This window comes from Albidovulum sediminis (genome assembly GCF_025380365.1).
Taxonomy (GTDB): Bacteria; Pseudomonadota; Alphaproteobacteria; order Rhodobacterales; family Rhodobacteraceae; genus Albidovulum; species Albidovulum sediminis.
Genome location: NZ_JAOCQF010000001.1, coordinates 2,232,536 through 2,255,800, shown reverse-complemented (window position 1 = coordinate 2,255,800; position 23,265 = coordinate 2,232,536). Strand labels below are relative to the sequence as shown.

Annotated in this window: 27 protein-coding genes; 15 read left to right on the top strand and 12 right to left on the bottom strand. The window is 66.5% G+C overall.

What is annotated here, in order from left to right; all coding sequences use genetic code 11:
• Positions 1-116 precede the first annotated feature (116 nt).
• The 11 genes from N5I32_RS11105 to N5I32_RS11055 all read left to right on the top strand — a co-directional run bounded on the left by N5I32_RS11105 (position 117) and on the right by N5I32_RS11055 (position 11,252).
• A complete protein-coding gene (locus N5I32_RS11105) occupies positions 117-1,241 on the top strand; it encodes a polyamine ABC transporter substrate-binding protein (RefSeq protein WP_261495704.1) in 1,125 nt (374 codons plus the stop codon).
• A gap of 64 nt (positions 1,242-1,305) precedes the next feature.
• The gene (locus N5I32_RS11100) at positions 1,306-2,151 is read left to right on the top strand and encodes an ABC transporter permease (RefSeq protein WP_261495703.1); all 846 of its coding nucleotides are present in this window, start codon (positions 1,306-1,308) and stop codon (positions 2,149-2,151) included.
• Positions 2,148-2,981 carry an ABC transporter permease gene (locus N5I32_RS11095; RefSeq protein WP_261495702.1) on the top strand — a complete coding sequence of 278 codons (834 nt, stop codon included), beginning with the start codon at positions 2,148-2,150 and terminating at the stop codon, positions 2,979-2,981. Before N5I32_RS11100 ends, N5I32_RS11095 begins: the two co-directional genes overlap by 4 nt.
• Before the next feature lie 9 nt (positions 2,982-2,990).
• Complete coding sequence (locus N5I32_RS11090) at positions 2,991-4,088, top strand: ABC transporter ATP-binding protein (protein WP_261495700.1); 1,098 nt, start codon at positions 2,991-2,993, stop codon at positions 4,086-4,088.
• A 25-nt stretch (positions 4,089-4,113) separates the two neighbouring features.
• Complete coding sequence (locus N5I32_RS11085; RefSeq protein ID WP_261495698.1) at positions 4,114-4,335, top strand: hypothetical protein; 222 nt, start codon at positions 4,114-4,116, stop codon at positions 4,333-4,335.
• 184 nt (positions 4,336-4,519) lie between these two features.
• Positions 4,520-6,253: a dihydroxy-acid dehydratase gene (gene ilvD / locus N5I32_RS11080; protein ID WP_261495696.1), complete on the top strand. Its 1,734-nt coding sequence runs from the start codon at positions 4,520-4,522 to the stop codon at positions 6,251-6,253.
• Between the two features lie 16 nt (positions 6,254-6,269).
• Positions 6,270-6,860, top strand: coding sequence for a hypothetical protein (locus tag N5I32_RS11075; RefSeq protein ID WP_261495695.1), 591 nt, complete (start codon positions 6,270-6,272; stop codon positions 6,858-6,860).
• A gap of 72 nt (positions 6,861-6,932) precedes the next feature.
• Positions 6,933-7,724, top strand: a complete 792-nt coding sequence (locus N5I32_RS11070; protein ID WP_369414283.1) for a DUF6478 family protein — start codon at positions 6,933-6,935, stop codon at positions 7,722-7,724.
• Between the two features lie 9 nt (positions 7,725-7,733).
• Positions 7,734-8,105 (top strand): hypothetical protein, encoded by a 372-nt coding sequence (locus tag N5I32_RS11065; RefSeq protein ID WP_261495693.1) that lies wholly within the window; start codon positions 7,734-7,736, stop codon positions 8,103-8,105.
• A 77-nt stretch (positions 8,106-8,182) separates the two neighbouring features.
• Positions 8,183-10,204 (top strand): NADPH-dependent 2,4-dienoyl-CoA reductase, encoded by a 2,022-nt coding sequence (locus tag N5I32_RS11060; protein WP_261495692.1) that lies wholly within the window; start codon positions 8,183-8,185, stop codon positions 10,202-10,204.
• Between the two features lie 142 nt (positions 10,205-10,346).
• A complete protein-coding gene (locus N5I32_RS11055) occupies positions 10,347-11,252 on the top strand; it encodes a LysR family transcriptional regulator (RefSeq protein ID WP_261495691.1) in 906 nt (301 codons plus the stop codon).
• An 18-nt stretch (positions 11,253-11,270) separates the two neighbouring features.
• On the opposite strand, the gene N5I32_RS11050 is transcribed toward N5I32_RS11055, so the two are convergent.
• From N5I32_RS11050 to N5I32_RS11030, 5 genes are read right to left on the bottom strand one after another with little or no spacing between them, the layout of a single operon-like run.
• Positions 11,271-12,191 (bottom strand): OmpA family protein, encoded by a 921-nt coding sequence (locus N5I32_RS11050; RefSeq protein ID WP_261495690.1) that lies wholly within the window; start codon positions 12,189-12,191, stop codon positions 11,271-11,273.
• Positions 12,188-12,721, bottom strand: a complete 534-nt coding sequence (locus N5I32_RS11045) for a peroxidase-related enzyme (RefSeq protein WP_261496008.1) — start codon at positions 12,719-12,721, stop codon at positions 12,188-12,190. Before N5I32_RS11045 ends, N5I32_RS11050 begins: the two co-directional genes overlap by 4 nt.
• A 59-nt stretch (positions 12,722-12,780) precedes the next feature.
• Positions 12,781-13,488 carry a GNAT family N-acetyltransferase gene (locus N5I32_RS11040; protein ID WP_261495689.1) on the bottom strand — a complete coding sequence of 236 codons (708 nt, stop codon included), beginning with the start codon at positions 13,486-13,488 and terminating at the stop codon, positions 12,781-12,783.
• On the bottom strand, positions 13,485-14,216 hold the full coding sequence (locus tag N5I32_RS11035; protein WP_261495688.1) for a competence/damage-inducible protein A: 732 nt from the start codon (positions 14,214-14,216) through the stop codon (positions 13,485-13,487). The genes N5I32_RS11040 and N5I32_RS11035 overlap by 4 nt, the downstream gene beginning before the upstream one ends.
• 20 nt (positions 14,217-14,236) lie before the next feature.
• Positions 14,237-14,773 carry a TetR/AcrR family transcriptional regulator gene (locus tag N5I32_RS11030; RefSeq protein ID WP_261495687.1) on the bottom strand — a complete coding sequence of 179 codons (537 nt, stop codon included), beginning with the start codon at positions 14,771-14,773 and terminating at the stop codon, positions 14,237-14,239.
• 97 nt (positions 14,774-14,870) lie between these two features.
• Here N5I32_RS11030 and N5I32_RS11025 point away from each other — a divergent pair, with 97 nt between their 5' ends.
• Both N5I32_RS11025 and map read left to right on the top strand, forming a co-directional pair.
• Positions 14,871-15,623: an SDR family NAD(P)-dependent oxidoreductase gene (locus N5I32_RS11025; protein WP_261495686.1), complete on the top strand. Its 753-nt coding sequence runs from the start codon at positions 14,871-14,873 to the stop codon at positions 15,621-15,623.
• 85 nt (positions 15,624-15,708) lie between these two features.
• Positions 15,709-16,518: a type I methionyl aminopeptidase gene (gene map / locus N5I32_RS11020; RefSeq protein ID WP_261495684.1), complete on the top strand. Its 810-nt coding sequence runs from the start codon at positions 15,709-15,711 to the stop codon at positions 16,516-16,518.
• A gap of 50 nt (positions 16,519-16,568) precedes the next feature.
• Here map and rsmD read toward each other — a convergent pair whose 3' ends face one another.
• Together rsmD and N5I32_RS11010 are read right to left on the bottom strand one after the other, a co-directional pair.
• Positions 16,569-17,132: a 16S rRNA (guanine(966)-N(2))-methyltransferase RsmD gene (rsmD, locus tag N5I32_RS11015; protein ID WP_261495683.1), complete on the bottom strand. Its 564-nt coding sequence runs from the start codon at positions 17,130-17,132 to the stop codon at positions 16,569-16,571.
• The gene (locus N5I32_RS11010; RefSeq protein WP_261495676.1) at positions 17,129-18,337 is read right to left on the bottom strand and encodes an NAD(P)/FAD-dependent oxidoreductase; all 1,209 of its coding nucleotides are present in this window, start codon (positions 18,335-18,337) and stop codon (positions 17,129-17,131) included. The genes rsmD and N5I32_RS11010 overlap by 4 nt, the downstream gene beginning before the upstream one ends.
• Positions 18,338-18,414: 77 nt before the next feature.
• On the opposite strand from N5I32_RS11010, the gene N5I32_RS11005 reads away from it, so the two are divergent.
• Positions 18,415-18,900 carry a peroxiredoxin gene (locus tag N5I32_RS11005; RefSeq protein WP_261495675.1) on the top strand — a complete coding sequence of 162 codons (486 nt, stop codon included), beginning with the start codon at positions 18,415-18,417 and terminating at the stop codon, positions 18,898-18,900.
• Between the two features lie 74 nt (positions 18,901-18,974).
• Complete coding sequence (locus N5I32_RS11000; protein WP_261495674.1) at positions 18,975-19,460, top strand: peroxiredoxin; 486 nt, start codon at positions 18,975-18,977, stop codon at positions 19,458-19,460.
• Between the two features lie 12 nt (positions 19,461-19,472).
• Here N5I32_RS11000 and N5I32_RS10995 read toward each other — a convergent pair whose 3' ends face one another.
• The 5 genes from N5I32_RS10995 to N5I32_RS10975 form a co-directional block, all read right to left on the bottom strand.
• Complete coding sequence (locus N5I32_RS10995; protein ID WP_369414282.1) at positions 19,473-19,841, bottom strand: 4a-hydroxytetrahydrobiopterin dehydratase; 369 nt, start codon at positions 19,839-19,841, stop codon at positions 19,473-19,475.
• A gap of 1 nt (position 19,842) precedes the next feature.
• Complete coding sequence (locus tag N5I32_RS10990) at positions 19,843-20,457, bottom strand: glutathione S-transferase family protein (protein WP_261495673.1); 615 nt, start codon at positions 20,455-20,457, stop codon at positions 19,843-19,845.
• Positions 20,458-20,541: 84 nt separating this feature from the next.
• Positions 20,542-21,696, bottom strand: a complete 1,155-nt coding sequence (locus N5I32_RS10985) for a GNAT family N-acetyltransferase (protein WP_261496006.1) — start codon at positions 21,694-21,696, stop codon at positions 20,542-20,544.
• A gap of 68 nt (positions 21,697-21,764) precedes the next feature.
• Entirely contained in the window at positions 21,765-22,538 is a 774-nt protein-coding gene (locus N5I32_RS10980) for a glycerophosphodiester phosphodiesterase family protein (protein WP_261495672.1), read from the bottom strand.
• Complete coding sequence (locus N5I32_RS10975) at positions 22,538-23,002, bottom strand: RidA family protein (RefSeq protein WP_261495671.1); 465 nt, start codon at positions 23,000-23,002, stop codon at positions 22,538-22,540. Before N5I32_RS10975 ends, N5I32_RS10980 begins: the two co-directional genes overlap by 1 nt.
• Positions 23,003-23,265 lie beyond the last annotated feature (263 nt).

The following is a 23,265-nucleotide window of genomic DNA, read 5'->3' as shown; positions in this document are numbered from 1 at the left end:
GCTGCTGCCATAAGGGCGGCAAATTGTGCGATTTCAATAACCGATTTTGTTCCGCCGGTCCGATCACCTAGCGTGTGCTCAACGATGCGCTTGGCACATAATTCAGGGAGTCGCAGATGCCACGGATTGCAGGACTGAACACCGGACTCACACGCAGGTCGCTGCTCGCCTCGGGTGCCGCAGCCCTTGCGACGCCTATGCTGTCGCGGCGCGCCTTCGCGGCGCCGACCGAACTGACGATGCTGGCCTGGTACGGCCATGCAGAACCCGACGTCGTGGCCGAGTTCGAGGCCGAGAACAACGTCAAGTTCGTGCCGAAGTACTATACCGGCGGCGACAACATGCTTGGCCTCATCTCGCAGTCGCCGGCCGGCACCTATGACGTGATCCTTTCGGATGCCGAGTATGTGCAGGCCCTGAACGAGGCCGGCTATGTCGAGGAGCTTGATCCGAACGACTATGCCATCGCCGACTACTTCCCCGAATTCCAGGACTTCCCCGGCAACTGGAGCGATGGAAAGCTCTTCTCTCTGGTGACGCGGTTCGGCTTCCTCGGTGTCGCCTACAATACCGACGCGCTGACCGAGGCCGAAGCCGCAAGCTACAATGTCTTCTGGAACGAAAAGCTGGCGGGCAAGGTCGGCCATTTCGACTGGCACCTGCCCAACCTCGGCCAGATGAGCCTGCTGAACGGCAACGCGGCCCCCTACGACATCGACGAGGCCGCCTGGCAGGCCGTCAAGGACAAGACCCTGTCGCTACGGCCTCAGATCGGCGGCTTCTTCGATTACGGCGGAACCTTCTCGTCGCTCAACGACGGTCAGATGCTGGCCTTCGCGGGCATCGGCGACTGGATCACCGGCGTTCTGGAAAAGAACGGCGCCAAGGTCCGTTCGGCCATCCCCGAGGAGGGCGGCCTGCAATGGTCGGAATGCTTCTCGATCGGCAAGGGATCGACCAAGGCCGACCTCGCGAAGAAGTGGATCCAGTACATCACCTCGGCCAAGGGGCAGGCGAAGTCGGCGCAGATGGCGGCCTATCCCGCGCTGGTCCCGAACCAGAAGGGCTGGGAAGTGCTGCAGGCCGAGAACCCCGCCGAGGCCAAGCGCCAGGGCATGACGAGCGAGGCCGGCAACGTGATCGACATGATCCGCTCAGGGCGGATCAAGTATCGCCAGTGGCCGATCCAGCAGAGCCTTGAGGACTGGAACGACTTCTGGTCCGAATACAAGGGCGCCTGAGTCCTCCCGGGCCGGCGGGCGCTCCCCCCGTCGGCCTTTCCCCTTCCCGCAGGAGCCACGCCCGATGCGAAGACCCCTCAGTCTCTACGGTCTGACCTTCTCCCTGCCGCTTCTGGTCTGGCAGGTCCTGTTCTTCGTCTTCCCCCTTGTCTTCCTCGTCGCGCTCAGCTTCTGGACCGTCAAGAACTTCCGGATGCAGCCGGATTTCGATGGCGTGAACTGGGCCACGATGTACGGCCGCGCGGTGTTCTGGCAGGCCTACGGCACCACCTTCGCGCTGGCCGCCGCCGCCTCGGTTCTGGTCAGCGTTCTGGCCTTTCCCTGCTCCTACGCGATCTCGTTCAAGCTTTCGGACACGGCGCGAAGCTGGGCCGTGTTCCTGATGGTGATCCCGTTCTTCACAAGCTATCTCGTGCGGGTCTACTCCTGGCAGATCTTCCTCTCGGATGCGGGCATCGTGAACGTGATGCTCGGCTGGGTGGGCCTTGGCCCCTACACGCTTCTCAACACCGTGGGCGCCACGATGATCGGCTACCTGACGCTGACCTTTCCGCTGGTCGTGCTCCTGCAGCTTTTCAGCCTCGTCTTCATCGACCGGACCCTGATCGAGGCAGCGCACAACCTGCGCTGCGGGCGGCTGCGCACGGTCTTTGCGGTCATCATCCCCTCGGCGCGGGTCGGCCTGGTCATTGCCGCGCTCTTCGCCTTCATCCTCAGCTTCGGCGATTTCGTCAGCCCCATCTATCTTGGCGGCGGCGATCCGACGACGCTGTCGATCCTGATCACCGACACGACGAAGTCGGGCCAGCAGTGGCCGCGCGCCGCCGTCATCGCGCTGACCATGATCGGCACGCTTCTGGCCGTAGCCTTCGCCGCCGTCCGCTTCGCCTACAAGGGGCGCACCAAATGAGCGACAAGGACACTGCCAGCATCAACCGCAACCGGGCCGTCGATGTCGCTCTCCTGGTCTACATCGTCCTCGGATACGCCTTCGTCTTCGCTCCGATTGCGGCAAGCTTCGTCTTCTCGTTCAACTCCGACCGCTTCCCTTCGATCCCGCTCGGGCACTTCTCGCTCGAATGGTATCAGGCGGTCGCCGGCGATCCGCTGGTCTGGCAGGGGTTGAGAAACACCCTGTTCGTCGGGGTCACGGTCGGGGTGATCGCCACGGCGCTGGGCTTTGGCGCGGCCTATACCGACTATCGCTACCGCTTCTTCGGCAAGCAGGTCTATCTGGCGCTGGCCCTGATCCCGCCGACGATCCCGGTCGTGATCCTCGGGCTTGCGATGCTGGCCTACCTGTCGCGCATCAGCCTGTCGGGCAACGCGCTTTCGGTCATCATCGCGCATGTCGTCATCTGCGCCCCCTTCGCGATGGCGATCATCCGGCTGCGCCTCAGCCAGATGGACCCGGACCTGGAGGCCGCGGCCTGGAACCTCGGGGCGTCGGAATGGGCCGCGATGCGCCATGTCATCGTGCCGTTCGCGAAACCCGCGATCTTCGGGGCGCTTTTCATCACCATGGCGGTTTCCTTCGACGAGTTCGCGATCGCCTGGTTCGTCTCGGGCCTGAACGAGACGCTGCCCGTCAAGGTTCTGGGCTTCCTGCAGGGCCAGGTCAGCCCGCGGATCAACGCCATCGGTACCTTCGTTTTCGTCACGTCCATGACCCTCGTGATCCTCGCGCAGATCCTTCTGACCGGCAGGGGCGCGAAGGACCGTCCGGCTTCGGACGAATAGGAGAAGAACATGAACAAGAACGCGCTGGTTTCCTTCGAGGGCGTGGTCAAGCGGTTCGGCGAATTCGTGGCCGTGCAGCGGATGGACTTCGAGATCGGCAAGGGCGAGTTCCTGGCGATCATGGGATCGTCGGGTTGCGGCAAGACGACGACGCTCAGGATGCTCGCGGGTCTGGAGGCGCCAAGCGAAGGCGTGATCCGCCTGTCCGGAAAGCCGATCAACGATCTGCCGACCTGGAGCCGCGACACGCCGATGGTCTGGCAAAGCCTGGCGCTGTTTCCCTTCCTCAACGTCATCGAGAATGTGGAATTCGCGCTGAAGATGCGTGGCGTCGGCAAGGCCGAGCGGCGCCGGCGCGCCGAGCAATGGCTCGACCGGATGCAGATCTCCGAATTCGCGGGTCGCAACATTTCGCAATTGTCCGGCGGCCAGCGTCAACGGGTGGCGCTTGCCAGGTCGCTGGTGGTGGAGCCTGAAATCCTGCTGCTTGACGAACCGCTCTCGGCGCTCGATGCGGCCCTCAAGGTCCGCATGCAGTCGGTTCTGAAGAATCTTCAGCGCGAGACGGGCATCACCTTCGTCTATGTGACCCACAGCCAGTCGGAAGCCTTTTCGATGGCGGACCGGGTTGTCATCATGAGCCGCGGCAAGATCGAGCAGATCGGCACACCGCAGGAGATCTACCGCACCCCGCGAACCCGGTTCGTCGCCAACTTCCTCGGCTCGTCCAACATCTTTACTGGCAACGTGGTGGAGACGGGCGACGGACGGGCAACGCTGGAAACCCCGATGGGCGCCTTTGGTCTTGTTTCCTCGGAACAGTCGACGCGGGCGTTGATGGGCCGGACCGCGACGCTGACGGTGCTGGACACGAAGACCAACCTTTCCCGAACCATGCCGACCGGCCGCGTGAACGCCGTTCCGGTGCGCATGATCGGGGAGGAGTTCATCGGCGCTACGGCGACGATCTATCTCGAAACCGGCGATGGCCATGAAATCCGCGTCCAGAAGAGCCACGAGGAACTGGCAAGCCTTCCGCTCCAGATCGGACAGGAGCTTGTCGCCTACTGGAACGAAGAGGATGGGCATCTTGTCCCGGAGGAGTAACGGGCGCGCGGGTGGGCACCCGGCCGTGGGGCGTGCCTCGTGGGTGGTGGCCCCGCACCTTGGGCGTCTGCATCCGCTCGCCCTCGACGTGGCGCAGGACGAACTGGAAGCAACGACCTACTCGGTCGCGGCCGGCGGGCTGAGCCAGCGGCAGATCGGCGCCGTCGTGTTCGAGCGCCCGATACCCGGCCCCTCGATCAGATCATTCCTGCGCTTGCTGAGCGCCATGCTGAAGGCTGAGGCCTGAGGCCCGTATCGAAGGCCGTCTGTCCGCCGCCTGCGCCGGGTCAAGATGCCCGCCCTGCGCAAGCCCCCGCGTTGATCCGCGATCCTTGCCGGGCGCGAAATTGCGCACCGGCCGGTCTATCGTCCTTGCCCCGGCGTTTCTTGCCCATTAAGCCATGGGCCGAGTGACCGCGAGGAGTGATCCGATGAAAAACCGCCCGTTCGACAAGTCGAAGTTGCCCAGCCGCCATGTGACCGAAGGCCCCGCACGCGCGCCGCACCGGTCCTACTTCTACGCGATGGGGATTTCCGAGGCGGAGATTCACCAGCCCTGGGTGGGCGTCGCCACTTGCTGGAACGAGGCCGCACCCTGCAACATCGCGCTGAACCGGCAGGCGCAGGCAGTCAAGCAGGGCGTCAAGGTCGGCGGCGGCACGCCGCGCGAATTCACCACGATCACCGTCACCGACGGCATCGCGATGGGGCACGAGGGGATGCGGTCGTCGCTCGCCTCGCGCGAGGCGATCGCCGATACGGTCGAACTGACCATGCGGGGGCACTGCTACGACGCACTCGTGGGCCTTGCGGGCTGCGACAAGTCGCTGCCGGGGATGATGATGGCGATGGTGCGGCTCAACGTGCCTTCGGTCTTCATCTACGGCGGCTCGATCCTTCCGGGACGGCTGAACGGTCAGGACGTGACCGTGCAGGACGTGTTCGAGGCGGTCGGCAAGCATCAGGCGGGCAACTACTCCGACGCCGAACTTGCCGTGCTGGAACGCGTGGCCTGCCCCTCGGCGGGTGCTTGCGGCGGCCAGTTTACTGCCAACACCATGGCCTGCGTGTCCGAGGCGATCGGGCTTGCACTCCTCAACTCCTCCGGTGCGCCGGCACCCTACGAGAGCCGCGACGAATACGGCATGGCGTCCGGCGAGGCTGTCATGCGGCTGATCGAGAAGAACATTCGCGCGCGCGATGTGGTCACCCGCAAGGCGCTGGAAAACGCCGCCCGCGTCGTGGCCTGCACGGGCGGTTCGACGAACGCCGGCCTGCACCTGCCCGCCATCGCGCACGAGGCGGGGATCGACTTCGACCTTTTCGACGTGACCGACATCTTCCACGACACGCCTTATTTCGTCGACCTGAAGCCGGGCGGTGCCTATGTGGCCAAGGACCTTTACGAGGCCGGCGGCGTGCCGGTCGTGATGAAGGAACTCAGGAAGGTCGGGATGATCCATGAGGATTGCATCACCGCCTCCGGCCGCACCATGGGCGAGGAACTCGACCTGATCACCCGCGAGGCGGATGGCCGTGTGATCTATCCGGCCGCAACCCCAATCACCCCCACGGGTGGCGTCGTCGGGCTGAAGGGCAACCTTGCCCCGGATGGCGCCATAGTGAAGGTCGCCGGCATGAAGCCGGAAGAACAGGTCTTCTCCGGCCCCGCCCGCGTCTTCGAATGCGAAGAGGACGCGTTCGAGGCGGTGAAGAGCCGCGCCTACAAGGAGGGCGAAGTGCTCGTCATCCGCAACGAAGGGCCGGCCGGCGGGCCGGGGATGCGCGAGATGCTGGCGACCACGGCCGCGCTGTCGGGGCAGGGCATGGGCAAGAAGGTGGCGCTGATCACCGACGGCCGCTTCTCGGGTGCGACGCGCGGCTTCTGTGTCGGCCACGTCGGGCCGGAGGCCGCTCACGGCGGACCGATCGCGCTTTTGAGGGACGGTGACGTCATCACCCTGAACGCCATCACCGGTGAACTGTCGGTCGCCCTGTCGGACGAGGAACTGGCCCGGCGCAAGGCCGAATGGAAGGGGCCGCGCACGACCGACTATGCATCCGGCGCGCTCTGGAAGTATGCGAAACTGGTCGGCGGCGCGCGCAAGGGGGCGGTGACGCATCCGGGTGCGCGGGCCGAGACGCATGTCTACATGGATCAGTAGGGCGCGGCGCTTAAGGGTGATCCTTGCGGTTGCGGCGGGACTATGGGCAGTCTCGCCCGCCTTCGCAGAGGAAGCCGCCCCGCGAAAGGCCACGGTCTCGGAAGGGCAGATCACCATTTCGGGGCCGTCCGGCTACTGCGTCGATCCACGGTCCTCGCGCGACGGTCAGGACGGCGCCTTTGTCCTTCTGGGCAACTGCGCGGCGCTTAGCGGGTCAGGCCGGGTTCCACGTGCGCGCGCTCTCCTGACAGCGACGGTGCTTCTGGGCGCGCCACCCGGTGAAAGCCTGAAGGCTGAGTTCCAGCGCATGGCGGATTTCTTCGTCACGGCGGAGGGTCGCAAGGCGCTGTCACGCGACGGGGCGTCCGAAAGCGTTCGCATCGCCAGGATCGTGACCTCGGGCGAGGTGCTCTACATTCTTGCCGAGGATCGGGCGCCGCTTGCGGGATACCCGGTCGTGCCCGAATACTGGCGCGCGATCTTCGCTCTGCGTGGACGGCTGATCAGCCTTTCCGTCCTCGGCCTTCCCGAAGCGCCGATGGACCCCGATCAAATGCGCCGGCTTCTCGACAAGTTCGTGTCGCGCGTGCATTCCGAGAATCCCTGATGCGCCACCAACCAATGGTTGCATTTCGGCGCCGAACACCCTTAGAAACCACGCAATGACACGCGCAGTGGAATGCGGGCGATGGCGGGCAGTCTGTCCAGACTGATAGGGGAGTTCATGCATCGGCGCATGCTGGCGCGGGTTCGGCGAAACCATTCGCTGGCCGAGCATGCGGACACATCCACCCTGCGCGCCCTGCGCGCCCTGCGAGCCGGCGGGCGGCAACTGCGGGCCGAACTCGACGTGACGCTGGACGCGGTGGACAGTCGTCTTGGCCACCCAAAAGGGGGCAGCGCCCGGATCCAGCGCAAACCGGGAATGGACTGGGCGTGGCGCCCCGAACTCTGGAGCGGCCCGGTGCGTCCTGCGGGCGTGGCACCTGCGCCGCGGCAGGCCAATCTCAGCAGGCACGGCAAGGTCTACCACGATTGCGGCCTGGGCGAGATTGCGCTGCGCCAGGTCGCCAACCAGGGGGCGGATGACCTCAACCCCTACGCCTATCTGGTTGAAGTGTTCGGCTTTAGCGGCACGTTCCTGTCGCTTGTCGTCGACCTTCCGGCGGATGCCTTGGCGGGGCTGGCCCGGCGCCACGTGATCCGCCTGGAAGCGCGCATCGAGGTGGAGCGGCCGATCAGGGTCTACGCAAGGCTCAACCTGCGCTATGGTCCGAATACCGAACAGATCACCCGCGAGCTTGACCAGACCGCCCGGCCGCCCGAGGCGGAGTTCGACCTTGCCTATGCGGACTTCGCGGCCGATCAGATCGACCGTGCCTGGATCGATCTGTTCTTCGAGAATCCGGCCATGAATCGCATGACGCTGAAGGATCTGACGCTGATGCGTTTGGTTCGCGCGGAATATTGAGGGCGTGGGATGAGTGTTCCGGTTCTGACCCGCTCGACCCTCAACTCGGGGCTTTGGGAAGGCGTGATAGAATGCTGCGGCGGCAAGGCGCCCGCGTTCGAGGTCTGCCTGGGGCAGCGCGTCCTGCCCGGTCTGTCGCAAACTGCCATCGGCCATGACAGCTGGACGCTCACGCTGCCGATTCCGGGCGAATGCATTTCCGAAGGCGTCCAGACCTTCGTCATACGCGAGGCCGGGGCCAGGGTCGCGATCGGGCATTTCAGCCTGATCGCGGGCGCACCCGCCGATGGCGATCTGCGCGGCGAGGTGGCGCTGCTGCGCGCCGAGATCGACATGCTCAAGCAGGCATTCCGCCGCCAGTTCGAACAGCGCCAGGTCTGACCCGGGGCGTGACGCGGCGTTCGGGATGACAGGCGCCCGCTGCGGCGCCATTCTGCGCGCTCGACGGAGGTTTTCCCATGACGCGCTACACCCATCTGCTTGCCCCGCTGGACCTTGGCCATGTCACCCTGCCGAACCGGGTGCTGATGGGGTCGATGCACACCAATCTGGAGGAAACCCGCGACTGGAACCGCGTGGCGGAGTTCTATGCGGCGCGTGCGCGCGGCGGCGTGGGCCTGATGGTCACCGGGGGCTTGGCGCCGAACCGCGAAGGCGGGGTGTTTCCGGGTGCGGCCGGCCTATTCACCCCGACCGACATCGCGAACCACAGGATGGTGACCGACCGGGTCCACGATGCGGGCGGGCGCATCGCCATGCAGATCCTGCACGCGGGACGTTACGCCTATGGTCCCGAGTGTGTCGCGCCCTCGGCGATCAAGTCGCCGATCTCTCCGTTCGAGCCGCGGGAACTGGACGAGGCGGGGATCGAAAAACAGATCGCCGACATCGCCACCGCTGCTTCCCGCGCCCGGGAGGCGGGCTATGACGGGGTGGAGGTCATGGGGTCCGAGGGATATTTCCTCAACCAGTTCCTCGTCACCCGCACCAACCGGCGGACCGACCGCTGGGGCGGATCATATGAAAACCGGATGCGCCTGCCGGTCGAGGTCGTGGCCCGCGTACGCGCGGCGGTCGGCTCCGATTTCATCCTGATCTACCGGCTGTCGATGATCGACCTGATTCCCGAAGGCTCCACCTGGGATGAGGTGGTAACCCTTGCCCGCGCGGTCGAGGCGGCGGGGGCATCGATCCTCAACACCGGCATCGGCTGGCACGAGGCGCGGATACCCACCATCGCAACCTCGGTCCCGCGAGCAGCCTTCGCCTGGGTGACGAAAAAGCTGATGGGGCAGGTCTCGATCCCGCTTGTCACCTCGAACCGGATCAACACGCCCGAGATCGCCGAGCGTGTGCTGGCCGAGGGCTCAGCCGACATGGTGTCGATGGCGCGGCCTTTCCTTGCCGACCCGGACTTCGTGCGGAAGGCCGCAGAGGGCCGACCGCAGGAGATCGCCCCCTGCATCGCCTGCAACCAGGCCTGTCTGGATCATACCTTCAGCGGCAAGATTTCCTCTTGCCTCGTCAACCCGCGCGCGGGGCACGAAACCGAACTGGTGCTGGAACCCGCCGCGGCGCCACGCCGGGTTGCCGTGGTGGGCGCCGGGCCCGCGGGCATGGCTTGCGCGCTTGCCGCGGCCGAACGCGGCCACGCCGTCACACTGTTCGAGCGTGCGGAACGCATCGGCGGGCAGTTGAACCTTGCAAGGCGCATTCCCGGCAAGGAGGAGTTCGACGGACTTGTTGAATGGTTTGCAACAATGCTTGCCGTCAGAAACGTCACCCTTCAGCTGTCCGTCGAGGCGGACGCGGACCTTCTTTCGGGGTTCGATGTGGTCGTCGTCGCCACTGGCGTGCGGCCGCGCGACCCGGGGATTCCGACCCTCGCGGGCGCGCAGGTGCACAGCTATGCCGACGTGCTTTCGGGCCGGGTGACGATCGGCGCGCGGGCGGCCATCGTGGGGGCCGGCGGTATAGGATTCGATGTCGCGGAGTATCTTGTCGAGCGGGTGCCCGGCCCGGCGCTTTCGCTTGACGCCTGGCGTGCCGAGTGGGGGGTGGCCGATCCGTCCGACCGGCGCGGCGGGCTGGCCGACCCACACCCCGAACCGCCGGTCCGGACCGTCACGCTGTTGCAGCGCAAGCCCGGGAAGCCGGGGCGAACGCTCGGCAAAACAACCGGTTGGATTCATCGTGCGACGCTGGCGGCCAAGGGTGTGACGATGCTTGGCGGTGTCAACTATGAACGGATCGACGCCAGCGGGCTTCATGTCAGCTTTGGCCCGGAGCGAGAGCGGCCCACCCTGATCGAGGTCGAGTCCGTGATTCTCTGCGCCGGGCAGGAAAGCGAACGCGGGCTGGCGGAGGCGCTGCGGGCACGGGGGATGGAGCCGCATGTGATCGGCGGGGCGGAGATAGCGGCGGAACTGGACGCCAAGCGCGCGATCGACCAGGGAACCCGGCTTGGCGCGCGTCTTTAGCCCGCATTGCGCAGGTCGGATTTCACCGGTTGCCACCATCGGACAAGACAAAACCAAACTCTTGTCTGGGTCGTTCCCAATTCTTGCCTGAATTGGACCCGATACCGGTCCTCGGCGGGCGAATGTCAAGATAGGGTGCACAATGGACCGGCTGACGGAAATGGAAGCCTTCGCCACAGTCGTAGACCAAGGGGGCTTCACGGACGCCGCGAAGAAGATGGGGATTTCGAAATCCGCCGTTTCGAAACACGTCTCCGCGCTTGAAGCGCGGCTGGGCGCGCGGCTTCTGAACCGGACCACGCGGCGGGTGTCGCCGACAGAGATCGGCCTGGCCTACTATGACCGGGCACGGCGCGTCCTCAACGACGCGGGCGAGGCAGACGCGCTGGTCACCTCGATGCAGTCCGCGCCCTCGGGGCTGTTGCGGATCTCGGTCGCGACGGATTTCGGGGTGAACCTGCTGTCGCCGATCCTAGGGGATTTCCTGCTGGAGTATCCCGAGATCACGGTGAACATGGTGCTCAACAACCGCTATGTGGAGCTGATCTCCGAAGGCTTCGACATGGCGATCCGGGTGGGTGAGCTTGAGGATTCGACCCTGCGCGCGCGCAAGCTGACCGACACCGCGAAGCGCATGATCGGCGCGCCGTCCTATTTCGAAAGATACGGGCGCCCGACGAAAATCGACGATCTGAACGAACACAAGCTTCTGCATTACTCCAACCAGGCGTCCGGCAACGTATGGAAGATCACCGCGCCCTCAGGCGAGAAGCGGCAGGTCAGGACGGCGGGCTGGCTGACGGTGAACGATGGCCAGTCGCTTCTGAACGCCGCGATTTCGGGGCTTGGCATCGCCTATCTGCCGTCGTTCCTTTACGCCGACGCCATGCGGCAGGCGCAGGTGGAAGAGGCCATTCCCGATCTGCCGGTCGAAACGCTTGGCATATACGCAGTCTATCCGCCCGGGCGGTTCACCCAGCCGAAGGTCCGGGCCTTCATCGATTTCCTTACGGCCGCCTTTGCGGACAAGGGTCCGACGAACTGGTAAGCGGTTCCAGCGGTGCGATCATCGGGTCGAGGCGAGCATCGCCTCGACCCGTCGATTCAATTTGCGCCCGTCCTCGGTCTGGTTCGAGGCCCGGGGCGCCAGGTAGCCCACGCCATCGGCGGAAAGTTGCGCCGGATTGACCCCGAACGCCTGGATCAATCGCTCGACCACCGATCTCGCGCGCTTTTCGGACAGTGAGATGTTGGCGGCCAGGCTGCCTTCGGCATCCGTATGCCCGACCAGCATCACCAGTGCGGAGGGGTTCGTCGCCAGGTAGTCCGCAATCGCCCGGAGCGAGGGGAAATCCCCTTCGCCAAGCTGCGCCGATCCCGTCTGGAACACGAGGTCGTCAAGCGCGACCGCGCCCTGCGACTCGAGCCGGGCACCCAGCGATTGCGCCTCGCCCGTGGCCTCGGCGGCGATCACCGGCGCGGCGGCGATCGGCCGCGTTTCAGCCGGTCCGACACGGACAAGTTGCACGAACCCGCTCAGGCTGGACCGGCTGACCAGCAGGGTGACGTATTCGGGGTTGCGTGCCGCCTTGCGTTCGGCGCTGAGGAACAGGAAATCGCCCAGATCGACGTGCATATCCGGTTCGGGCAGCACATCGATCGCATAGCGGAAATCGAAGCCGCCGCAGTCATCGTCCTCGCATTCGACGATCGGTTCGAAACCCTCCGCTACCAGCTGTTCGCGCAGCGGCAGGTAAAGCTGCATCGTCGTCGCGGTGCCTTCGATCTGCCAGGCGGTCCGCGTCACCTCGCCCTGCACCGGGCGGGTGGGAAGGGTATCGTTCGCGAAAACGCCGACAGGCAGCGCGAAACCCTGCATCGGGTTGACGCTTCCGGCGGCTTCTACGGCGCCTTCGGGCAGTGACAGCGTCGGCGCGGCAAGGGCCAACGCGGGCGTGAAAGCCAGCGCCAGCGTCAGCGCCTTCACCGGTGCGCCCCGTGGTATTCCGGGTTCGGCTCCATCGCGGTCGCCGATGCGATGCGATTGGTCATGTTGAAAAACCCGGTGACGGAGGCGATGTCCCAGATGTCCCGGTCGGAGAAACCCGCATTGCGCAGCGCCTGCCGATCCGCCTCTTCGATCCGGGAGGAGGCGAGCGTCAGCTTTTCGGCGAATTCCAGCATCGCGCGTTGCTTCGGCGTCAGGGGCGCCACGCGCCAGTTCATCACCAACGCCTCGCCCAGGACCGGGTCGCCCGACAGTTCGCGCACCGCCGCTCCGTGCGCCACCTGGCAATACCAGCAGCGATTGAGCGAGGATACCGCGACCGCGATCATCTCTCTTTCAAGTTTCGACACTCCGCTGTCGGCCAGCATGAGGTCGTTGTAGATCGCCGTGAAGGCATTCAGCTTGCCGATGTCGAAGGCGTAGGCGCGCAGCACATTCGGCACCAGCCCCAGCTTTTCGGCGCAGACATCGAAATACTTCCGGGTGGCATCCGGAAGGGGCGTGACCATCGGAAGGTCAAGCGCGGTGGGGCTTGTCTTGTCGTCCTTCAACTGCTCTTGCGACCCGTTCAGGTTCTGTGGATGCGGTAGTGATACTGTCCCACAATCCGCATTCCGAGGGAAGCATAGAGCGCGTTTGCGGGTGCATTGGCCGCGGTCACGAGAACGCCAAGCCGCTCCGCCCCATGATCTTGGGACCAGGTCGCCGCCGCACGCATCATCTTGGCGGCAAGTCCTTGCCGACGCTCTGCCGGAACGACAACAAGCGCGTGCAGCATCGCGGTTCCTTCGTGAATCGCGACAAAGGCCGTGCCCGCCGCGCGGTCATTGACGCGGCCGAGGATGGCGGTTTTCGGCCCCCGTGCCCTGTCCATGACGGCGATCCGGGCCGGCCCGATCCCGTCTTCGGCCCAGATGTCGCGCTGGATCGCAAGCGGGGGCCAGATCGCGAAGGTAGACAGCGCGGGGGTCGGCGCGGCCACGTCATGCGCGGCGGCCTCGTAGAGGTGGACAGGGTCCTTGAGAGTGTATCCGCGCGCCTGAAGCGCGGCATCAAGAGCCGCTTCGCCGGGGCGGATCAGGAACAGCGGCACCTGTCCAAGGCCCCGCTGGCAGGCCTCGACCCGGTCGATGTCTGCCTCGCTCCACGCGCCCGACGCGGTGGCGGAGGAGACGCGCTGCCCGCCCCCCTGACCCTCGCGCACGACAAAGGCGCCGACATCATGCCTCGCCGCGGCCGGCCAGGTGGCATCGGTAAGGGCGAGGCTGTCGATCACGCCGGCTCTCCGGGGAACAGCGCCGCAAGCTGTGTCATCGCCTCGTCGATCCGTGCCGGATCAGTTCCCCGGATCACGATGTTGGTTCCGTAGGCGCCGTTCTGGATGAAGGGGTAGGACCCCATCGAAAGGTCCGGAAACGCGGCCGCCAGGGCGCCGAGCCGTTCGGCAATCACGCCTTCTCCCTGGTCTATGCGCAAGGACTGGCTGAGCATCGGGCTTCCGCCGGTCAGGCGCGGCAAAAGCGAGGCGACCATGGCCTGAAAGATGCTGGGCACGCCGGCCATCACATGCACGTTGCCGATGGAAAAGCCCGGCGCGGCCGAGATCGGGTTGTCGATCAGGATGGCGTCGCCCGGAACGCGCGCCATCCGCTGGCGCGGCGCGTTGAATTCCATCCCGCGCTCCCGGTAATGCGCGGCCAGAAGGGCGCGCGCGTCGTCGCGGATGGACAGGGGCACACCGAAGGCCGCCGCCACCGCATCGGCGGTGATGTCGTCATGGGTCGGACCGATGCCGCCGGAGGTGAAGACGTGGGTGTGCGCCGCACGCAGCGCGTTGACGGCGCTTGCGATCGCCTCCATCCCGTCGGGGACGACACGGATTTCCTTCAGGTCGATGCCGGCGCGGGTCAGTTCGCCTGCCAGGTAATGCGCGTTTGCCTCGCGCGTGCGGCCGGAAAGGATTTCATCCCCGATGATGAGGATTGCTGCGGTTGGGTTCGGCATGGTCCGGCTCTCTGGATGGCTCAGCCGAGGTTGTCGGCCACGCGGTCGAAGAATGCAAGATCGCCCATGGTCCGCGACAGGATGATCGCGCCTTCCAGCGCGGCGAGGATGGTGGCGGCGCGCACCTGCGCCGCGTCCTCGCCATGGCCCCTGCGGGCTTCGACAGCAGCCAGCCAGAGCAGGTTGCGGGCGAAGAAGTCGCGCGTTTCCTCCGCGACACGGGCGGGCAGCGCGGTGATCTCGGCCCCGAACATGCCGCACAGGCACATCCGGCCGTCTTCGGCGACGGCCGCGCGGAACGTGGCCTTGTAGCGGGCAATGCGTTCATCCGGGGTCGCGGCGTCGGGCGGGCCGAGCCGTTCGAGGAACCGGTCGGCGTAGCGCCGGGCGAGGACGGCGCCAAGATCCTCCTTGGCGGGGAAGTGATAATGGATGCTGGCCGATTTCACCCCGATCTCGTCCGCGATCTCGCGAAAGCTGAAACCGTGGTAGCCGCCCGTGCGCGCGCGCCGCTCGGCCGAGGCGAGAATCAGATCGCAGGTGGAAGGCTCGGTCATCGGACCTCCGGTAACTATCTAGTGATAAATAGACGTATTGCTCTGGCGGTGCAAATGCGCTTTATGAGTCTATCTACTGATAGATAGGAAATTCATCATGACGACGTCCAAGGCACTCATCATCGGCGGGTCGAGCGGGATCGGCCTTCAGGCTGCCAGGCTGCTCAAGGCGCGCGGCCTTTCCCCGGTCATCGTGGGATCTTCGGCCGACAAACTCGCCGCCGCCAGCGCCAGCCTCGGCGGGGCGGAGACCATCGTGGCCGACCTGACGAACCCGGCGGCTGTCTCGGCCCTTGTCGCGCGGATCGGGGGCGAGGGGACGCATATCGCGGCGCTTGTGAACGCGGCCGGGGTCTTCTTCCCCAAGTCCTTCCTCGACCACAGCGAGGCCGACTACGACCGATACATGGCGCTGAACCGCGCAACCTTCCTGCTGACGCAGGCCGTCGCGCGCAACATGAAGGCGCACGGCGGCGGGGCGATCGTCAATGTCGGCTCGATGTGGGCGAAACAGGCGGTCAAGGCGACTCCGTCCTCGGCCTATTCGATGGCCAAGGCCGGGCTGCACGCGCTGACGCAGCACCTTGCCATGGAACTGGCCGACCACGGCATCCGCGTCAACGCGGTGTCCCCGGCTGTCGTGGTGACGCCGATCTACGGCGCCTTCATCGAACCGGCGAAGATCGAGGAGACGCTGACGGGCGGTTTCGACGCGTTCCACCCGATCGGCCGGGTTGGCCGGGTCGAGGATGTGGCGGGTGCTATCGACTTTCTGCTCTCCGATCGCGCGGGCTGGGTCACGGGCGCCATCTGGGACGTCGATGGCGGCGTCATGGCCGGGCGGAACTGACCGCGCGTGCCCGCGTCAGCCCATCCGGTCTTTCAAATCCCGTCGCATCGCCTTATCTAGGCGTTGAGACTGGAAGGACAGGATGATGGAAGGGCACACGCGCGGCCGCGTCACCAGGGACGGAATCCGTATCCATGAGGATGCGGATTTCTCTGGCATGCATGTCGCCGGCCGCCTGGCGGCCGAGATCCTGGACGAGGTCGCCCCCCTGGTCACGCCCGGCGCGACGACCGGGGAACTCGACGATTTCATCCGCGCGCGGGTGGAGGCATCGGGGGCGACCTCTGCCACCATCGGCTATCGCGGTTACCAGCATGCCTCCTGCATCAGCGTCAATCATGTCGTCTGCCACGGCATCCCGGGGCCGAAGCTGCTGAAGGATGGCGACATCCTCAACATCGACGTGACGGTGATCGTGGACGGTTGGTATGGCGACACCAGCCGGATGTTCGTGGCCGGATCGCTGAGCCGCAAGGCGGAGCGGCTGATCCAGGTTACGCACGATGCGCTGATGCGCGGGATCGGGGCGGTCCGGCCCGGCGCGACCTTCGGCGACATCGGCCATGCGATCCAGGCTTACGTCGAGGCGCAGCGGATGAGCGTGGTGCGCGACTTCTGCGGCCACGGGCTGGGTCGCGTGTTCCATGCGCCGCCGAACGTGCTGCACTACGGCCGCCCCGGCTCGGGGCCGCGGCTCGAGGAGGGGATGTTCTTCACCATCGAACCGATGGTGAACCTTGGCCGACCGGAAACTAAGGTTCTGGCCGACGACTGGACCGCGGTCACCCGCGACAAGTCCCTTTCCGCGCAGTTCGAACATTCCGTCGGCGTCACCGCGGACGGTTGCGACATCTTCACCCTGTCGCCCGCGAACCGGTTCCACCCGACCTGGTAAATCCCGCGACCTGCGGGTGTGACCGGCGCCGACCCGGTCGGCAGCCGCTGTTACGACGGGCCCCGCAGGATCGTTACCACCGTGTCGCCGTAGCGGCGCTGGTCCAGCACCTCGAACCCCTCGGGCACCGCGGGCGGCGATCCCTCTTCCCAGACGACAAGGGCCGCGGGGGCGAGCCAGCCGCCCTGAACCGCCGATGTCAGTGCCGCCTCTCCCAGGCCCTTGCCGTAGGGCGGGTCGAGAAAGACAAGCCCGTAACCCGGCCCGCGGTTCTGGCCCAGCCGCGTCGCGTCGCGCCGCCAGACATCGGTCGTGCCCATCGCCTGCATCAGTTCGATGTTGCGGCGGAGAAGGGCGCGGGCGGTCGCGCCGTCATCGACGAAGGCCACGCGCGCCGCACCGCGCGACAGCGCCTCAAGGCCGAGTGCGCCGGTCCCCGCGAAAAGGTCGAGCACCCGCGCACCGCCGACCGGGTCGCCGTAGCCGCCGTTCAGGATCAGGTTGAAGATCGCCTCGCGCACGCGGTCGGCGGTCGGCCTCAGATGGGCGGACGCGTCCCCTGCGCCGACATCGGCCAGCTTCAGCCCCCGTCGCGCGCCGCCGATGATCCTCATGCCTTCAGGAGCGCCTTGAGATCAGTCGCGGGATCGGCGATGGCCGCGGGATCGGGGGATTTGCCCATCTCGATCAGGCGCTTGCCGACCATGTAGGCGCGGCTGTCGTTCATCGCGTCAAGGGCCAGCAGCCGGTCGCCCTGATAGTACCAGAAGCTGACCGCATCGCCGTCACCCGGCCGAGTCACGATCCGGTCGTAGCCGCTGTTGAGGCCGGCGATCTGCAGCTTCACGTCGTACTGGTCCGACCAGAACCACGGCCTTGCCTGATAGGGCTTGTCCGCCCCCAGCATGTTTTCCGCGACCGCCTCGGCCTGGTCGATGGCGTTGCCGACGCTTTCCAGGCGCAGGCGCCCGCCCTGATGCGGGAACGAGGCGCAATCGCCCGCCGCCCAGATCGCGGGGTCCGAAGTGCGTCCGTGCGCGTCCGTCCTGATCCCGTTGTCGATGGCCAGTCCGGCGGCCTCGGCAAGATCGGTCGCGGGGGCGATGCCGACGCCGACGATCACGAAATCGACCGCCAGCTCGGTTCCGTCCGACAGCCGCGCGCCGGTCACGCGGGTTTCGCCCAGAAGCCGGTCAAGCCCGGTTCCTTCCAGGATCTTGACGCCGTGGCCTGCATGAAGCCCGCGGAACCAGGCCGAGGTTTCGGGCGCGGCCACCCGCTGCAGGATGCGTGGCGCCATCTCGACCAAAGTGACGTCCAGCCCGAGCTTGGCGGCCACCGCCGCGGCCTCTAGCCCGATATAGCCGCCGCCGACGATCAGAAGTCGGCGGTGCGGCCCGAACTCCGCCGCCATGGCATCCACGTCCGCCAGGGTGCGGACGGTGTAGACGCCTTCGAGGGCGCCACCGATGGCGGCAGGAAGGCGGCGGGGCACCGATCCAGTGGTCAGGGCAAGCTGGTCGTAGGCGATCGTCTCGTCGCCCAGCGTCAGCGTCCGCGCCGCCGGGTCGATGGCCGTCACCCGCTTGCCGAGCTTCAGCGTCACGTCCTGTTCCTGCCAGTAGGACGGCGCGCGCAGATAAAGCCGCTCAAGCTCCATCTCGCCCAGAAGATAGCCCTTTGACAGGGGCGGGCGCTGGTAGGGGGGAACCGGTTCCTCACCGATCATGGTGATTTCGCCTGCGTATCCCAAGGCACGGAGCTTTGCGGCCAGGGACGCACCGGCCTGCCCGGCGCCGACGATCACGATTCCCGACATGCGCGCATCTCCTCTGGCCCTTGTCGCGGCGGAGCCTATATCGCTCGTCGAGCAAAACGCAACCGCGGGGGACGGGAATGACGATCGGACTTGGGGACAGGCTGCCGGGGGTGACGGTGCTCGAGATGACGGCGGTCGGTCCGCGTCCGGTCGACTTGGCCCGGCGGCTGAAGGGGCGAAAGGTGGTGATCTTCGGCCTGCCCGGCGCCTTTACCGGGGTCTGCTCCACCTCGCATGTGCCCAGCTTCATCCGCACCCGGGACGCTTTCGCGGCCAGGGGCGTGGACGAGGTCATCTGCATCGCCGTCAACGACCCCTTCGTGATGGGGGAATGGGGGCGCGCGACCGGGGCGACGGGCGCCGGCATCACCATGCTGGCCGACGCGGGCGGCGATTTCGCGCGCGCCATCGGCATGCTTTACAGCGCGCCCGACCGCGGGCTGATCGGCCGGTCGAAGCGCTACGCCCTGCTGGCCGAGGATGGGGTGGTCCGGGTCTGGCACCCGGAGCCGGACCGCGGATGCAGCATCTCGGGCGGAGAGGCGCTTCTGGACGCGATCTGAGCGATCCGGCACTGGCGGCGCGCTGCGCCACGCCCTATCTTCACCCGCAAGGACAACGCGCGGAGGGTTCCATCATGACGATCGAGGTTGGCGGGCAACTGCCAGAGGCGACATTTGTGCGAATGGGGGCCGAAGGCCCCGAGCTTGTGAAGCTGTCGGAGCTGACAAAGGGGCGCAAGGTCGTCCTTTTCGCGCTGCCCGGTGCCTATACCGGGCCCTGTTCGACGATCCACGTGCCGAGCTTCGTCCGCACCGCCGCGGACTTTCGCGCGAAAGGCGTGAAGGATATCTACTGCGTCTCGGTCAACGATCCCTTCGTGCTCAAGGCCTGGGGCGAGGCGACGGGCGGGACCGCGGCGGGCATCACCTTCCTTGGCGACGCCGATGGCAGCTTCACGCGCGCACTGAAGATGGAATTCACCGCGCCCCAGATCGGGCTGCACGGCCGGTCGAACCGTTATGCGGTCGTCCTTGATGACGGAAAGATCGTCGCGGCCAATGTCGACAAGCCCGGCGTCTGCGACATCTCGGTCGGCGAGGCGCTGTTGCAGAAGGTCTGACGGAAACGGGGCCTACGCCCCCTTCCGCGTATGCAGTTCGCACAGGCAGGTGACGGGTTCGGAATGATCCCGTTGCACCTCGGCATCCCCGGCGAGCCGGTCCATCCGCTGCGCCAGGGTCAGGTCCAGCGTGGACAGGCCGCCGCAGTCATGCGTGGTCAGCGTGACATCGACGGTGTTGTAGATGTTGGTCCATTCCGGGTGGTGGTTCAGCTTTTCGGCCGCAAGTGCCGCGCGCGCCATGAACCCCCAGGCTTCGGAAAAACTGCGGAACTTCCAGATCTTGCGGATCGCGTCGCGCCCGGAAACCGCGCGCCAGCCGGTCTGGTCAAGTGCGGGCAGGGCCGCGCTGCGTTCCTCATCGGTCAGGATGACAGCCATTTCACACCTCCTTTTCCCTCATGGCGGCGGTGTCGGCGGCGTTCGCCCGCACCAGCGCGGGGCGTTCCCTGATGCGGTTCCAGTAGGCCTCGAAGACCGGGCGGGGTTCGATCGTTCCGAATTGCAGGCCATAGCCGATCTGCGATCCGGTCGCGACATCGGCCGCGGAAAACCGCTCTCCCGCCAGATAGGGCGCCGCCGAAAGGGCGCTTTCGAGCGCGGCATAGGTCGTCTCGATCGTCCCGAACCCCACCATCGCACGCCGGTCCGCGGGAACCTCGAGGCCGAGCGCCTGCATGACCAAAGCCGCCTCCAGCGGGCCGGCCCCGAAGAAGAGCCAGCGGTAATAGGCGCTGCGGTCGGACGGGGCGAGGCCGGCCTCGGGGAAGGCATCGGCCAGGTAGGCGCAGATCGCGGCGTATTCGGTGACCACGCGCCCCCCGTGCACCAGGGCGGGCACCTTGCCCATCGGATTGATCGCCAGATACTCCGGCGCCTTCATCTGGGGCCCGTAGTCGAGATAGCGCACCTCGTAGGGTTGACCCACCTCCTCCAGCATCCAGCGCGCGATGCGCCCGCGTGACATCGGGTTGGAATACAGGATCAGGTCAGCCATTCGCGTTTCCCCTTGTCTAGGGGGATTGTCCCGCCGGACGGGGCAAACTGCAATGGCTGCGTTGCAGCCACCGAAGGCGCCGGTTCACGCCCCCTTGCGAAAGGGGCCGTAGTCGGTCAGCACCTCGATATCCTGCCCCACCGCCGCGCGTTCGGCCTGCAGGAACCGGGCGACCGCCGTGCGGAAGGACGGCTCTGCGATCCAGTGCAGCGAATGGATCTCGCTCGGCAAATAGCCGCGCGCCAGCTTGTGTTCGCCCTGTGCGCCGGCCTCGACTCGTGCGAGGCGCTGCTCGATGGCGAAGTCGATGGCCTGATAGTAGCAGCATTCGAAATGCAGGCAGGGGTGGTCCTCGACCGCGCCCCAGTAGCGCCCGAACAGGGTTTCGCGCCCGATGAAGTTCAGCGCCCCCGCCACCGGGATGCCGTTGCGTTCGGCCAGAACCAGCAGCGCGTCGTCGCGCATCGTCCGGTGCACTTCGTCGAAGAAGGCGCGCGTCAGATAGGGGCGGCCCCATTTCCGGCTACCCGTGTCCTGATAGAAGCGCCAGAAGGCATCCCAGTGTTCGGGCCTGATCTCGTCGCCGGTCAGGCGTCGGATCGTGCCGCCGAAGGCCCGCGCGACCTCCCGCTCCTTGCGGATGGCCTTGCGCTTGCGCGAGGCAAGGGCTTCGAGAAACGCGCCGAAGTCGCGGTAGCCGCGGTTTTCCCAATGGTATTGCTGGGTCACGCGGTGCAGAAGGCCCTGGCTCGCGCCCGCCTCGGCCTCGTCCCGGGTGCAGAAGGTGACATGGGCAGATGACAGCCGCGCCTCGGCCGCGATCCGCACCATCCCCTCGATCAGCGCGGCCCGGCCAGGGCCATCCCAGCCTGGCGCGGTCAGAAACCGCCTGCCTGTCGCGGGGGTGAAGGGAACCGCGATCTGGAGCTTCGGATAATACCGCCCGCCCGCGCGTTCGAGCGCGTCCGCCCAGCCATGGTCGAATATGTACTCGCCCTGGCTGTGCGACTTCACGTAAAGCGGTGCGACGGCGACGATGCGCCCCTCGGCCCGCGCGACCAGAGGGCGCGGGTCCCAGCCCGTGCCCGGCCCGACCGAGCCGGAGCGTTCCAGCGCAGCCAGGAATCGATGCGTGACGAAGGGATCCTGCGGCCGACCGCTCGAGACCGCCGGGCAGGCGCAGGCGTCCCAGTCCGCGGCGTCGATCGCCGTGAGGCCCGGCAGCAGGGTTACTTCCATCTCGGTGGCACGTCCGTCGGGCAAGGCCTTCTCCTTCCCCGCAGAAGGTGGGGTGGCGTGCGGCGCCGTCAAGCGGGGAATGCCGCGCGATACCCCTCGAAGGTGATGTTGTCGGCGTGGCGGCGCGCCTCTGCCTCCACCTCGGGCGAACGCACGGTCCAGCACAGGACCGCCGCGCCCGAGGCCTTCAGTTCGGCGACGCGCGGGCGGGCAAGGTCCCTGACCTCGTGCGAGATGAAGCTGGCCCCGACGCGGTCATAGTCGGGGATGCCGCGCAGGCGGTCGCGGATCGCCTCGGTCAGAAGCGGCCAATCCTCGCCATAGGCGCTGGTGGTTATGCCACGTGGGCGTTCGGGGGCGGCTTCGGCCAGCGCGGCAACCGAATGCGGGTTGAACGACATCAGCGCCACATCGCCCGCGTAGCCGTGCAGGTCTCGCGCGATCGCCTGTTCCAGCGGGCCCACCTCCGGCCCCATGCCGCCATCCTGGTCCTTCACCTCGACCAGCAGCGGCACACGTCCCTCGACGATCGTCAGGATCTCGGCAAGCGTCGGTATCCCGTCGGCGGCGTCCAGCAGCGTCATTGCCGCCAGTTCCGCCGCGGCATGGCCCCGGATGCGGCCATGACGGCCGGTCAGGCGCTTCAGGTCGTAATCGTGAAACACCATCGGCACGCCGTCGGCGGACGGCTGGATGTCGATTTCGATGGCGTAGCCCGCCTCCACCGCGGCCTTCACGGCGCCGGGAGAGTTTTCCGGGCGCCCCGCCGCACGATCGTGAAAGGCGCGATGCGCGATCGGCAAGTGCCGGAATGCCGCGGGCAGCGCGACGGGTCTTGCCATCATTTCACCTGGAATATCGCTTCGATCTCGACCGCGACGCCCAGCGGCAGCGACGGGGCGGAAACGGCCGAGCGCGAATGGCGGCCGGCATCGCCCATGACCTCGACAAGAAAGTCCGAGCAGCCGTTGATGACCTTCGGCTGGTCGGTGAAGTCGGCGGTCGAATTGACGAAGCCGGTCAGCTTTACCACGCGGGTGATGCGGTCCAGATCGCCGCCGCAGGCCGCGCGCGCCTGCGCCAGAAGGCTCATCCCGCAGCGCTTCGCGGCGGCGGCGCCGGCGGCCACGTCAAGGTCCGCGCCAAGCTTGCCCTTGATCAGCCCGTCGGGCCCTTGGCTGATCTGACCGGAAACGAACACCAGGTCGCCCACCTGCACGAAGGGCACGTAGTTGGCGGCCGGTGCGGGAGCGTCGGGCAACGTCACGCCGAGTTCGGCAAGGCGGGCTTCGATCTTTCCGGTCATGGAATCCTCCTGTCTGATCCGGCGCGGAAGCTAGCCGTGGCCCGTGCCGGGGGAAAGGGGAAATGAGTCTGGCACCTGGAGGGAGGGCCTGCGCGGGGGCGCGGCAAAGCGGCAACGCTGATGTTTCGAATGCTGCAAATGACGGTGAATGGGGCGTTACAAGCTTGAATCGTCTCACAGCGGTGCATATTCCACCCCCAAGCGTTGCCGCAAACGGCCGGAAGGGCCTAGGCTGGCAGCAGGTTCATCAGATCAGGGCTTTT